The organism is Gammaproteobacteria bacterium (assembly GCA_013214945.1).
In the GTDB taxonomy this organism is placed as follows: Bacteria; Pseudomonadota; Gammaproteobacteria; order Enterobacterales; family Psychrobiaceae; genus Psychrobium.
In genome coordinates this window covers 1-12,381 of sequence record JABSRT010000005.1, presented here as the reverse complement: position 1 = coordinate 12,381, position 12,381 = coordinate 1, and the positions used below count along the sequence as shown (strand labels likewise).

General features: G+C 41.8%; 10 protein-coding genes. 7 read left to right on the top strand and 3 right to left on the bottom strand.

Features of this window, described 5'->3' with window-relative positions:
- Positions 1-62: 62 nt before the first annotated feature.
- The 3 genes from pyk to HRU23_04405 form a co-directional block, all read right to left on the bottom strand.
- Complete coding sequence (gene pyk, locus HRU23_04415) at positions 63-1,499, bottom strand: pyruvate kinase (GenBank protein ID NRA53364.1); 1,437 nt, start codon at positions 1,497-1,499, stop codon at positions 63-65.
- Between the two features lie 81 nt (positions 1,500-1,580).
- Complete coding sequence (locus HRU23_04410; protein ID NRA53363.1) at positions 1,581-2,438, bottom strand: MurR/RpiR family transcriptional regulator; 858 nt, start codon at positions 2,436-2,438, stop codon at positions 1,581-1,583.
- A gap of 120 nt (positions 2,439-2,558) precedes the next feature.
- On the bottom strand, positions 2,559-3,386 hold the full coding sequence (locus tag HRU23_04405) for a DUF2989 domain-containing protein (protein NRA53362.1): 828 nt from the start codon (positions 3,384-3,386) through the stop codon (positions 2,559-2,561).
- 269 nt (positions 3,387-3,655) lie between these two features.
- On the opposite strand from HRU23_04405, the gene HRU23_04400 reads away from it, so the two are divergent.
- The 7 genes from HRU23_04400 to HRU23_04370 form a co-directional block, all read left to right on the top strand.
- Positions 3,656-5,089 carry a glyceraldehyde-3-phosphate dehydrogenase gene (locus HRU23_04400; protein NRA53361.1) on the top strand — a complete coding sequence of 478 codons (1,434 nt, stop codon included), beginning with the start codon at positions 3,656-3,658 and terminating at the stop codon, positions 5,087-5,089.
- A 194-nt stretch (positions 5,090-5,283) separates the two neighbouring features.
- Entirely contained in the window at positions 5,284-5,928 is a 645-nt protein-coding gene (gene adk, locus HRU23_04395) for an adenylate kinase (GenBank protein NRA53360.1), read from the top strand.
- 125 nt (positions 5,929-6,053) lie between these two features.
- Entirely contained in the window at positions 6,054-7,064 is a 1,011-nt protein-coding gene (hemH, locus tag HRU23_04390) for a ferrochelatase (protein ID NRA53359.1), read from the top strand.
- A gap of 160 nt (positions 7,065-7,224) precedes the next feature.
- Entirely contained in the window at positions 7,225-8,523 is a 1,299-nt protein-coding gene (locus HRU23_04385; protein ID NRA53358.1) for an inosine/guanosine kinase, read from the top strand.
- Positions 8,524-8,771: 248 nt separating this feature from the next.
- On the top strand, positions 8,772-10,766 hold the full coding sequence (locus tag HRU23_04380) for a nitrate- and nitrite sensing domain-containing protein (protein NRA53357.1): 1,995 nt from the start codon (positions 8,772-8,774) through the stop codon (positions 10,764-10,766).
- 296 nt (positions 10,767-11,062) lie between these two features.
- Positions 11,063-11,872: a hypothetical protein gene (locus tag HRU23_04375; GenBank protein ID NRA53356.1), complete on the top strand. Its 810-nt coding sequence runs from the start codon at positions 11,063-11,065 to the stop codon at positions 11,870-11,872.
- A 249-nt stretch (positions 11,873-12,121) separates the two neighbouring features.
- Positions 12,122-12,381 (top strand): transposase (locus tag HRU23_04370; GenBank protein ID NRA53355.1); only part of this gene is annotated, 260 nt, incomplete at its 3' end.

The window sequence follows — 12,381 nt, the reverse complement described above, 5'->3', positions numbered from 1 at the left end:
ATCAAAAAAGCGCCAAGTAAACTTGGCGCTTTTTAAACGTTATGACAGTGACTGACGAACCGTTATTTTACGGTCAATACTTTACAAGTATTGGTGCCGCCAACAGTTTCCATCACATCGCCGTAAGTAAACAACACCATATCACCTTCTTGAACATGGCCCTGTATTTTAAGCTCAGCTAACGCCGACAATGCTAATTGATCATTGCTGACCTTAGTACTGTCAAAGTACACAGAGTAAACGCCGCGATATAACGTGCTAGCGTTAAGACAAGATTGATGACGAGACAAGCAATAAATTGGCAGTCGTGAACTAATACGTGACATTAGCTGAGGCGTTTTACCCGACTCACTTAATGCAACAATTGCTTTAATACCTTTAAGGTGATTAGCCGCATACATGGTTGCTAATGCAACAGTTTCTTCAATGGTCGTGAACTCTTCCTGTACGCGGTGACGCGACGTGTAAATAGAAGGGTGCTTTTCAGCGCCTAAACAAACATTAGCCATCGCTTTAACTGTTTCAACCGGGAAATCACCAGCGGCGGTTTCGGCTGACAGCATCACAGCATCAGTACCATCAAGTACGGCGTTAGCAACATCCATTACTTCGGCACGCGTTGGCATTGGGCTAACGATCATCGACTCCATCATTTGGGTCGCAGTAATAACGATGCGGTTGTAAGTACGGCTGCGTTGAATAATTTTCTTTTGTACCGCGACTAATTCAGCATCACCAATTTCAACGCCCAAATCACCACGAGCAACCATAACAGCGTCAGAGGCAAGGATTACATCATCAAGTGCTTCGTCGGTAGCGACTACTTCAGCGCGCTCAATTTTAGCCACTAATTTAGTGGTTAAACCTGCTTTCTCGGCCAAGTTACGGGCATAACGCATTTCGTCGCCATTGCGTGGAAATGATACGGCCAGATAATCAACGCCAATTTCTGCAGCGGTTAAAATATCTTTTTTGTCTTTTTCTGTTAACGCCGCGGCTGTTAATCCGCCGCCTTGCTTGTTAATGCCTTTATTGTTCGATAGCACCCCACCGATTAATACGCTGGTATGCACTTCGCTGCCTTTAATTGCAGTTACTTGCAACTGAATGCGGCCATCGTCAAGCAATAACACATCGCCAACGAACACGTCATTCGGCAGTTCTTTATAATCAATGCCAACGCGCTCAAGGTCGCCAGAATCTTTGTCTAGCTCGGCATCTAAAATGAATGGCGCGCCATTGCTAAGTACAATTTTTGAATCTTTAAAACGAGCGACCCGAATTTTAGGTCCTTGCAGGTCTCCTAAGATCCCAACATAAGTATTAAGTTTTTTAGCGACACTGCGCACCATTTCGGCACGAGCAATGTGATCGCTAGCGCTACCATGTGAGAAGTTAAGGCGCACAACGTTGGCGCCAGCCAAAATCAGTTGTTCTAAAATTTCAGGCGTATCCGTGGCAGGTCCAAGAGTGGTGAGAATTTTTGTACGGCGATACATTTCATTTGTCGACATTGCTTAGGTCCATCCTTCGTTGCTGATGTTTGTCATCGGTTAATACTAGAATTGTTTTGTTACAGTTTATTGTTCATCAATCGGTTTATTAAAGCGTGAATCTCTGACGCCTTGGGTAACTTTTTGTAAATTAACTCTAAATTTAGTACCACGGCGTAAAGTGAAACCCGTGGCTAAGACATCGATAATGACCAATTGGCCGATGCGTGAATTCATTGGCATATATAAATCGGTGTCTTCAGGAATATCGGAACTGATCAGTAAATGACAAGCTTCGGCCAGTGGCGAGCCTGAGGCGGTAATGGCAATGACAGTCGCGTCATTTTCTTTGGCCATTTGTGCGAGCTCAACCAACGATTTTGTTCGTCCGGTGTGTGAAATTAACACCACGACATCACCTTCGGCTGAATTTGCGCAACTCATCCGCTGCATTAGCGCGTCTTGAAAACTCAGGACTGGCACATTAAAACGGAAAAATTTATTTAAGGCATCTTGTGCAACCACCGATGAGGCACCTAGGCCAAAGAAAGAAATCTTTTTGGCTTGAGTAAGAATGTCAACCGCACGATTTATCGCGTTGGTATCAATCATCTTTCTACTTTGAGCTAGGCAGGCTAAGGTTGTTTCGTAGATTTTACTGGTGTAATCCTCAACGCTGTCTGACTCATCAATGTGGCGGCTAAGGTACGGCGTACCGTTGGCTAAACTCTGGGCTAAATGCAGCTTAAAATCAGGAAAACCTTTGGTGTCCATCCGACGACAAAAGCGGTTGACGGTTGGCTCGCTGACATTGGCCATTTTTGCTAACGTCGCAATGCTAGAATGAATGGCCGTTTTAGGGTTGTCGCGAATGACATCTGCAACTTTACGTTCAGATTTACTGAGGTTTTCGATGTTCAAAGTAATTTGTTCTAACACATTCATCAATAATGCCTATTTGTTCTTTAATAGACATTATTACTTATTGACGGCCAAAAAACACGTAAATAAACAAAATTATGTAATTTTATTACAAAAATATTTTATTTAGAATAATTTTTCCAGCTAATACTGCGACTCTGGTGAGACAAAATCATGAGCATTAATCGAGGCATAAGTCGTTTTCGCGATTGTTGTCATTTTATCAAAGTCGACCGATTGACTGTTTAATCGGCTTTTTAATAAGTTGGTATTGGCTGTTTTTAAACCGGAAAGTTCAGCAATTTGGGTCCAAATGTAAGCCAGTGGGTATTTCTTTTGCCGCATAAAGTTAGTGGCTAAGCTGGCATATAACTGATTATCAATCAGCGATGCTGATGCTGGCGTGACTAATTTTAGGGCGTTGTATTGCGCTTTTATTTCTTTGTTGGTATCAACTTTGGCGTAATAACTGGCCATCATCAGCTGCAGCTCGGTGGTTTCAAGCTTGTTAGCACGGTCTAGTTTAAGCAGTTTTCTAATTTTTGTGCGGCTGCCGTCTTGGACCCAATGATAATATAACAACTGAGGATATTGACTGGCGCGAGTCGCTTGCTCTAACTTTGCTATCTCTTTAATACTGGTTAAGTAGGCTAATGTTTTGGCTGAGGTGCGATCGGTAATTGTGGTGCGCATTATTTTTGATGCAACATTGATACACTGATGAAAGTCACCCCAGGCCAGCAATGTACGATAGTGGTTGTCTTGATCGTCTGGCGCGATAATACCCTGAAAGCGGCGTGAAATAAGATCAGCCCGTTGCGTTTTGCACCACCCTTCAGATGCAATGTCGTTGCAAATATTGGGCTGCTGCTCGCACATATCATAGAGGGTAACTCGTGAGTCACCGCAACCACTAAGCAATAAAGAGCCAAAGACCATAAATGCTGCTAGCAGGGTAGTTTTCAATTTCAATGTAAGATCCTATTGTAATAAGTAGAGGTTTTACCTCGGGAGTTGCTAGTATTCACCCGGTAAGTACGTTAAAATATGCCGCGTTTTTAGGGCGATATATTCATTGTTTTTGCAACATTGCAGCTCAATTACACCATGTATACATGGCCGCAATATTGGCTTGCCTTATTGACACTGGAACGACAAATTACTTTGTTTTTCCGTGATATTTTACTTTAACTCAAAATTGATATGCTTTTCAAATTTAGTCAAACGAAGGATAGCCATAAATGAACCAAGATAAGTACTTAAATAGCTGGCAAGAACGTCAGGAACTTGCTGAAACAATGCAACCGATTTTAGGCAAACTGTTCCGTCAACAGGGCGTTGAAATTACTGTTTATGGTCGTCCTCTATTATCAGCTACCACCATTGATATTATTAAAGCACACCGTAATGTTCGTCAACATATCGGTGAAAAATTGCGTTTACGTGAATCTTTCCCATTGTTGCTTGCTATCTCTGAAATGGATATCACCCATGCGCGCATCGACTTAGGCAAATTAGCGATTAAATATAACAATACTCATGGTAATAACTATGACGCTGTTGAAGAATTCCTAAAAACGGAATTAGCCGAAGTTCATGACGTTGAAGATAAGGGTGAGCCCCGTGATGTAGTATTATATGGCTTTGGTCGAATTGGTCGTTTGTTAGCACGTTTACTGATTGAACGTAGTGGTGTTGCTAACCGTTTACGTTTACGCGCTATTGTAGTACGTGGCAGCGGTGGTGATTTAGAAAAACGCGCCAGCTTACTGCGTCGCGATTCTATTCATGGACCTTTTAATGGTTCAATTGAAGTAGACGAGTCTAAAAATGCCATTATTGCTAATGGTAACTACATTCAAATTATTTATGCTAGCTCGCCTGACTCTATCGATTACACCAAGTTCGGTATTAACAACGCACTTATTGTTGATAACACCGGTAAGTGGACCGATGAAGAAGGTTTGTCAGAGCACTTAAAGTCGATTGGTGCTTCAAAAGTATTGTTGACTGCGCCTGCTAAAGGCGACATCGATAACATCGTTTACGGTGTTAACGAACACATGATCGGCGATGCTAAAATCGTCAGTGCAGCAAGTTGTACTACTAACGCGATTACGCCAGTACTAAAAGCTATTCATGACAAGTTCGGCATTGTTAATGGTCACATTGAAACGGTTCACTCATACACCAATGATCAAAACCTAATCGATAACTACCACCCAGCGCCTCGCCGTGGTCGTAGTGCCCCATTAAACATGGTTATTACGTCAACGGGCGCTGCTAAAGCTGTGTCTAAAGCCTTGCCTGAGCTTGCTGGTAAATTAACCGGTAATGCTATTCGTGTACCAACACCGAATGTTTCAATGGCTATCATGAACCTGAATTTGGCTCAGGGCACCAACGTTGAAGAGTTAAACGCTTACTTAAGTCACATGGCGTTGCATTCGGAGCTGCAAGATCAAATCGACTTTACGACTTCTCACGAAGTGGTGTCGACTGATTTGGTTGGTTCTCGTTATGCCGGTGTTGTTGACTCGCAAGCGACCATTACCAGCGATAGCGGTTGTGTATTGTATGTATGGTACGACAACGAGTTTGGTTATAGCTGTCAAGTGCTGCGCGTAATGCGTAACATGCTTGGTCAAGACTACCCAACGTTACCGCGTCACTAGTGGTCACTAAAAATTAGTAAGGTGTTCATTACGCCCAACTAATATTTTAAAAAGCAGCTTCGGCTGCTTTTTTGTTTTTATTGGTTTAAGTGGCCTATCTGGCTAAAGTCTAACCACTATCTACTGTACATATAAATTGGCTTGTGTATCATCCAAGTCAGTTAATTTTTACTTATTTATTAGAGGAAAGTCACATGCGCATTATATTGCTTGGAGCACCAGGAGCAGGTAAAGGCACACAAGCTCAATACCTAATGGACACTTACAATATTCCACAAATTTCAACGGGTGACATGTTACGCGCTGCAATTAAAGCAGGCACGGAACTGGGACTTGAAGCTAAAAAAGTGATGGACGCTGGTCAGCTAGTGTCTGATGACTTAATCATTGGCTTGGTTAAAGAGCGTGTTGCACAAGACGACTGTCGCGAAGGTTTCTTGCTTGATGGCTTCCCACGTACCATTCCACAAGCAGAAGCGATGAAAGAGCACGCTATTTTAGTTGATCACGTGGTTGAAATTGACGTGCCTGACGAAAATATTGTTGATCGCATGGGCGGACGTCGTGTTCACGCCGGTTCTGGTCGTGTTTACCACGTTGTTTACAACCCACCTAAGGTTGAAGGTAAAGACGATGTAACTGGTGATGATCTTTCTATTCGTCCAGACGATGTTGAAGAGACCGTGCGCAAGCGTTTGGCTATTTACCACGAGCAAACTAAGCCGTTGGTTGATTTTTACATGGCGGCACGCGACGCTGGTTTAAACAAATACCACAAACTAGACGGAACGGTTGATGTTGCCGCGGTTAGTTCAAAAATTAAGTCACTATTGGCTTAATTTTTAATCGAACTTATGTGATTATTTGCTAAAGTAACAATCACTTGATTAAGCTCACGTTGTGGGCTTTTTTTATGCCTGAACCAATGTTAGGCTAACGCTATATATATTTAGGGTTTAGTCGTGTGAACAAGCAGAATAATCAACGTATTGGTGTCTTAGTGGTCAACTTAGGCACACCAAGCGAGCCAACAGCAGGTGCCGTTTTTAAGTATTTGGCCCAATTCTTATCCGACAAACGTGTTATCGACTTACCCGCTATTGCCTGGCGTACCTTGTTGTACGGGCTTATTCTGCCATTGCGCAGTCCTAAAGTCGCTAAACTGTATCAACAAATTTGGACCGAACATGGCTCGCCATTGCGTTATTATAACGAGGCGATAACCGAAAAATTGGCCACGAGTTTTCAATTAAGTAATCCGGACCAAATCCTGTGTCTAAGCGCCATGAGTTACGGTCAGCCAAGCATCGCCAAAGCGTTGGCAGAGTTTGAGCGCCAGCAGATCAAAAAAATAGTCGTGCTGCCATTATTTCCGCAATACAGCGCAACCACTACCGCGGTTGTTTATGACCAAATTGCGGCCGTATTAACTAAAACTCGCTATTTACCCGAAATAAGAATGGTGATGGACTATTGCGACAAATCTGAATATATCACCGCGTTAGCAGACAATGTCCGCGCCAGCCGCGCTCAATCGGGTAACCCTGCGTCGCAATTATTGCTGATGTCATTTCATGGCATGCCACAGCGCTATGTTGATGCGGGTGACCCTTATCAAGCACAATGTCAGCGAACTGCTGAAGCGCTTGCGACTGAACTTGGTTTGAATGCTGACCAGTGGAAAATTAGTTATCAATCTCGTTTTGGCAAGGCCCAATGGTTAACCCCTTATACTGATAGTGTCTTGCGTAATTTACCCGACGCTGGCGTTAATAATATTGATATTATTTGCCCGGCCTTTGCGGTAGATTGTTTAGAAACGCTTGAAGAAACTGCGGTTGAAAATAAAGAAATTTATCAACACGCTGGTGGCCAAGGTTACACTTATGTGCCGGCACTTAATGATCAGGAAAACCATGTTGCCATTTTAAAGCAGCTTATTGATCAACAAATGTTAGGTTGGCCGCTTAAATAATGGTTATTAATTAATTATTTTGTGAGATAAGAGGGCTTACTCACAAAATTTCAGTTTGGCAATAAGCAGTTTGCAGGGTTTGGTTTAAAATAGTTCATCTACTAGTAAATTTGGTACAGGCATTGTCGACATTGCGCTGTACCATTGTTTAGGGTTGCAAATGAAATTTCCCGGTCAACGTAAGTTAAAGCATTACTTTCCTGTCGCTACGCGAAAAGCGCGTAACGAGACATTGAAGCTCCAGCCTGTTCAAAGCCATATTTGTGGTATTGATCAAACCTTGGTTGATATAGAAGCGCCAATCGATGAGTCTTTTCTTGAAAAATTTGGTTTAATAAAAGGGACCTCTTGCTTAGTTGATGACAAAGAAGCGGAGAAGATCTACAACGAATTGGTTGAAAAAGATCTGATTAGCCATGAATATGCTGGCGGCACCATTGGCAATACCCTGCACAATTACTCGGTTTTATCCGATGATCGCAGTGTGTTGTTTGGCGTTATTAGCGACCCTATTCGTGCTAAAGGTTATGCATACAAATACTTGTGTAACACCAGCTCGAAAGTTGACTTGGATTTATTGCAACCAGTCTCCGGTCCTATCGGCCGTTGTTTCACGTTAATCTGCGCTGATGGCGAACGTACTTTTGCGTTTAACAGCGGTTTGTCAAATGCACTAACCAGCGAGTCGATTAATATTGATGTGGTTAAGTCGTCTTCGGCGTTGGTAATTAGCGCTTATCTGATGCGAGTTAATGACGATGACACCATGGATCAAGCCACGATGACGGCAGTTCAATACGCCAACGACAATAACGTACCCGTGGTACTGAGTTTGGGTACCAAGCAAATTATTGCGCAAGATCCCCAGTGGTGGTTAAACTTTATCGACAAGCATATTAGTGTCGTGGCGATGAATGAAGAAGAAGCTGAAACCCTAACCGGCGAAAGTGATTTGTTAAAAGCCAGCGTTAAAACACTTGAGGTCGCAGACTTAGTATTATTAACTGCGGGCGCTGATGGTTTATACCTGTCAGGGTTTACCGAGCAAGACAGTAAACGCGAAACAACTCATCCATTGCGTACGGGCAGCATCAGTGACTTTAACAAGTACGAATTTAGTCGCCCAATGCGTAAAGCCGATTGTAAGTCACCGCTGATGGTTTTTTCTCATATTGAACCTTACATGGGTGGCCCCGCTTCGATTAAAAATACCAATGGCGCAGGAGACGGCGCATTGTCAGCCTTGCTACATGACATGGCGGCTAATCACTACCATAAGCAGTATTTCCCGACCTCAAGCAAGCACACCAGCTCAGCGTTGGCGTATTCGTCATTTGCCCAAATTTGTAAGTACTCTAACCGCGTGAGTTTTGAAATGCTAAATCAGCATTCGCCGCGTTTGTCTAAAGGCTTACCTGAAAAAGAAGACAGCTTAGAAGAAGCTTACTGGGAACAGTAAGGCTTAGGTCTTTTAAAACTGCTTTAATGAAAATGCCAGACAAGAAATTGTCTGGCATTTTTTGTATAAGCCTTTCTTTATTGCTTATTGTGCATTTATCTCGCACTAGCCTGATATATATCAAGTAAATGTGAGATAAGTTCACTGTCGTTAATATGTTTTGGCATAATTGAAACCCAATTTAATACATAGATGAATCACTGCGTGTGAGTGTCTATTTTAGCTGTAAGCCACCGCGTGAGAGTGCTATGCCAAAAATTAAAGATTTAAAGCTTCAATATAAACTCGTGTTACTGATTATCCCTTTGTTATTCGCTTACCTGTGGTATTCAAGCATTTCTATTTATCAAAATTATACCCAGATGCAGACAATGGAGCATCTTGGTGCTGATATTGAACTCTCAATATTTAATAGTCGATTAGTGCATGAACTGCAAAAAGAGCGGGGCGCAACAGCGGTATTTTTAGGTTCATTAGGTCAGCAGTTTGCAAGTGAATTGAAAGCACAACAGTTGAAAACCGATGATGCATTAAAGCAACGTCAATTATTCATTACACAAAACCAACCACTATTTGATCAAGACATCGCAGACTCACTGAGTAAGGTGAGAAAAGAATTACAAAATTTAGGTCAAATTCGTCAGCGTATTTTAACGCTTGATGTTAATACGAACAAAGCGGTGGCCTATTTTACGAATACCAACCGTACGCTGTTAGAAATGGCTATTGCCATTGCTAACATTGCACAGCAACCGGTAATTAAAACAAAAGCTTTTGCTTATTATAATTTCCTGCAAGGAAAAGAGCAGGCGGGCATTGAACGCGCTATTTTAAGTAATGCCTTTGTTGCTAAAAAGTTTAGCGCGGGCCATTACGAAAAGTTTAACGGCTTGTTGAGTGCTCAAAGCGTGTATTTTAATACCTTTGTTTTATCTTCATCTGAGGATTTAGTGTCGTTTTATCACCAAACAATGGATACGCCAGCGACACGGCAGGTAGCAAAAATGCGAGAGCAGGGCAAGTTGTTAGCTAATCCAAACCATCAAGTCACGGTCGACGGTTCTCATTGGTTTGGCTTAGCCACAAAACGTATTAATCTACTGAAAAAAGTTGAAAATAAGTTATCCGAAAGCCTGTTAGCAGGGGTTGAATCCCATGCTAGCAAAGCACAATCAACATTTTTGTTCTCGCTATTAGCTGCTATTTTTGTGACGGCATTAGTTGTGCTGGGCGCAATATATATTACACATCTGTTGTTAACCCAGATAAAGGAACTGACCAAAACGTTAGTTATTATTAAGGAGAATAATGACCTAACGCCAAGAGCTAAAGTATTATCAAACGATGAACTTGGCGCGATGGCGCATGCGTTAAACTTAACGATGGCAGAGTTTTCGTCAGCGGTTAACATCATTTCGTCGAGCAGTTTACAGTTATCGTCTTCTGTCGAGCAGATATCGGCCACTATTGATATCAACGAAGTAAATTTACGCGAGCAACGCAGCCAAACCACGCAAATAGCAGCAGCTATCGAAGAAATGACGGCCAATTCCGCAGAAATCAATACCAATACGCAAGACTCGGCTAAAGCGTCTCAAAACGCGGCATCGCTGGCAACTCAGGGCACGCAAATGGTCAGTGACGCCAATGAGAAAATTAGCGCCTTAGTGCAACGCATTGTGCAGCTAGAGCAAAAAACGGTCAACCTGCATGACTCAAGTAACAGTATTTCAGGCGTGGTGGATGTAATAAAAAATGTATCTGAGCAGACAAATTTACTGGCGTTAAACGCGGCTATCGAAGCGGCACGCGCTGGTGAACAAGGGCGTGGCTTTGCGGTTGTAGCTGATGAAGTGCGATCGCTCGCTCAACGGACACAGTCGTCAACGGTTGAAATTGAAGCCATAATTTCGACCCTGCAATCTGATGTTACAGAGTCATCTGACTTAATTAAACATTGCAAAGACGAAGCTCAATCGGTGGTTGACGCATCTGAAAAAGTCTCTGATTCGCTGATTAATATTGAACATAGCATTTCTGACATTGCGCAACTGTCTGACAAAATAGCATTGGCATCACAACAGCAATTAGAAGTTGCAGGTGATATTAGTCGCAGTATTACTGATATTGATACCAGTTGTACTGAGTCGGTGGAGAGCATTAATCAAGTTGTTGCTGCGACGCACGAACAGACAAAAATGGCCAGTGAACTGCATTTAATCGCGAGTAACTTTAAAATTTAATTTTGGGGGTTGCTGAGGGCATTGTCTGGTGTTGCGCATTGTCGTGAATAGGCGATTTAAAGGTATTTTTCACGCTTTAATTAGTTTTAACTAATGTTATTTCAAAAAGTTACCGAAGCAACCCAATACAAAGTGTGCATGCACACTTTGTATTGGGTTGTATCTGTACTAAATGCTGGTAATTAATTGTTTTAAATACTATTCTACTTGGAAATGACTATTTGGCATGCATTTGTAAATGTGCATGCTTGATATATAAATGTTAGCATTCAAAATCAACATTTCGCAGAGGACGCATGAAATCAGTCACAATTAAACTTTCTTACCAGAATGGAGATGCCGATTTACATCGATTAGATATGTATGACGCATCAGTTTCTCTTCAAGGGTTTGCACAAGCCCTAGCTATAACAACGCACGCTTTGCTTAATGATGGTGATGTAAAACGTAAAGGAAAGGCTAGCGGCGTAAAGATTTACGTCAACCCGCCTCAAAAAGGAAGTTATGAGCAACTTCTAACGTTGGTTATAGATAACAAAGAGGCTATTGGAGCAAGTATTGTTGCTGCTGCTTTCTGGGATATATTGAAATGGACTTGGTCAAAAACATTAGATTTAGCTTATGAACCAGAAACACCTTTTGTTAAAAAGCTTGATGAAAAGGTGGAACCATTTATTGGTGATATGGAGGTTGCATTAGAGTCTGCTTTAGAGCGAGCTCATCGACCAATTCGCAGTGATAATAATATGACAATTTCTGTTGCTAGACCAAGAGTTGGTGAAGCGGTAAAAATGAACAGTGACACTTTGAAAAGTGTATCTATCAAAACAGAAAATGAGTTACTAACTGGCATTATTGGTAATGTTACAAAATATAATATCATTACAGGTATTGGTCGTTTTTATGATGATAATTATGAGCATACCGTCTCTTTTATTATTCCTGAAAGCTCAGGTTCATCTTTGAGACGTCGCTTAACTTGGTCAATGCATTACGCACAAGGTGATGGTAATGGCGGAAAAATTGAATTACATGCTAGACGTGTTGTGTCAGCCAAAGGCATATTAAAAAGGTACTTAGTAGAAAAAGTCATAGCCCGTAAATAATTGAATGCTAACAAGTCTATAAACAAGGACAAATTTTAGCTACGCATTTTATGTTGCCGCTGCGCGTCAGTATCACACAAAATGCTTCACAAAAAAATCGCCTGTTATAGAGGCGTTGAGGCTGTAGAATTTATCAAAAAAGAACGTTTTCACGTTCTTTTTTAGTTTATGGGTTTTGTATGAATATTAAGCTTGAACCCCGATCTGGTCTGTGATCTAATGGTTATTATTCACCCCGAGTGAAACAAGATGGCCAACTACAAACCTGATTTATCTTGTCAAAATAAATTTATCCCCATTGATTTCTCCCTGCAAATTGTCTCCGGAACTTTCGAGTATGCATTAGCTCATATTGTCGATAATCGCCTTGACCTGTCTGGTTTTGACCAGTGGTATTCTAACGATAAAAAAGGCGCGGCAGCGTACTCTCCCCAGGTGATGTTAAAAATTATTCTGCTAGGTTATTCAAGAGGATTAATTACTAGCCGTCGTATTGCAGATGCTTGCGC

What these genes read in the sequence shown, in the direction of transcription:
- pyk (NRA53364.1), bottom strand. Translation starts at nt 1,499, where the DNA reads ATGTATCGCCGTACAAAAATTCTCACCACTCTTGGACCTGCCACGGAT.
- HRU23_04410 (NRA53363.1), bottom strand. Translation starts at nt 2,438, where the DNA reads ATGAATGTGTTAGAACAAATTACTTTGAACATCGAAAACCTCAGTAAA.
- HRU23_04400 (NRA53361.1), top strand. Translation starts at nt 3,656, where the DNA reads ATGAACCAAGATAAGTACTTAAATAGCTGGCAAGAACGTCAGGAACTT.
- adk (NRA53360.1), top strand. Translation starts at nt 5,284, where the DNA reads ATGCGCATTATATTGCTTGGAGCACCAGGAGCAGGTAAAGGCACACAA.
- HRU23_04385 (NRA53358.1), top strand. Translation starts at nt 7,225, where the DNA reads ATGAAATTTCCCGGTCAACGTAAGTTAAAGCATTACTTTCCTGTCGCT.
- HRU23_04380 (NRA53357.1), top strand. Translation starts at nt 8,772, where the DNA reads ATGCCAAAAATTAAAGATTTAAAGCTTCAATATAAACTCGTGTTACTG.
- HRU23_04375 (NRA53356.1), top strand. Translation starts at nt 11,063, where the DNA reads ATGAAATCAGTCACAATTAAACTTTCTTACCAGAATGGAGATGCCGAT.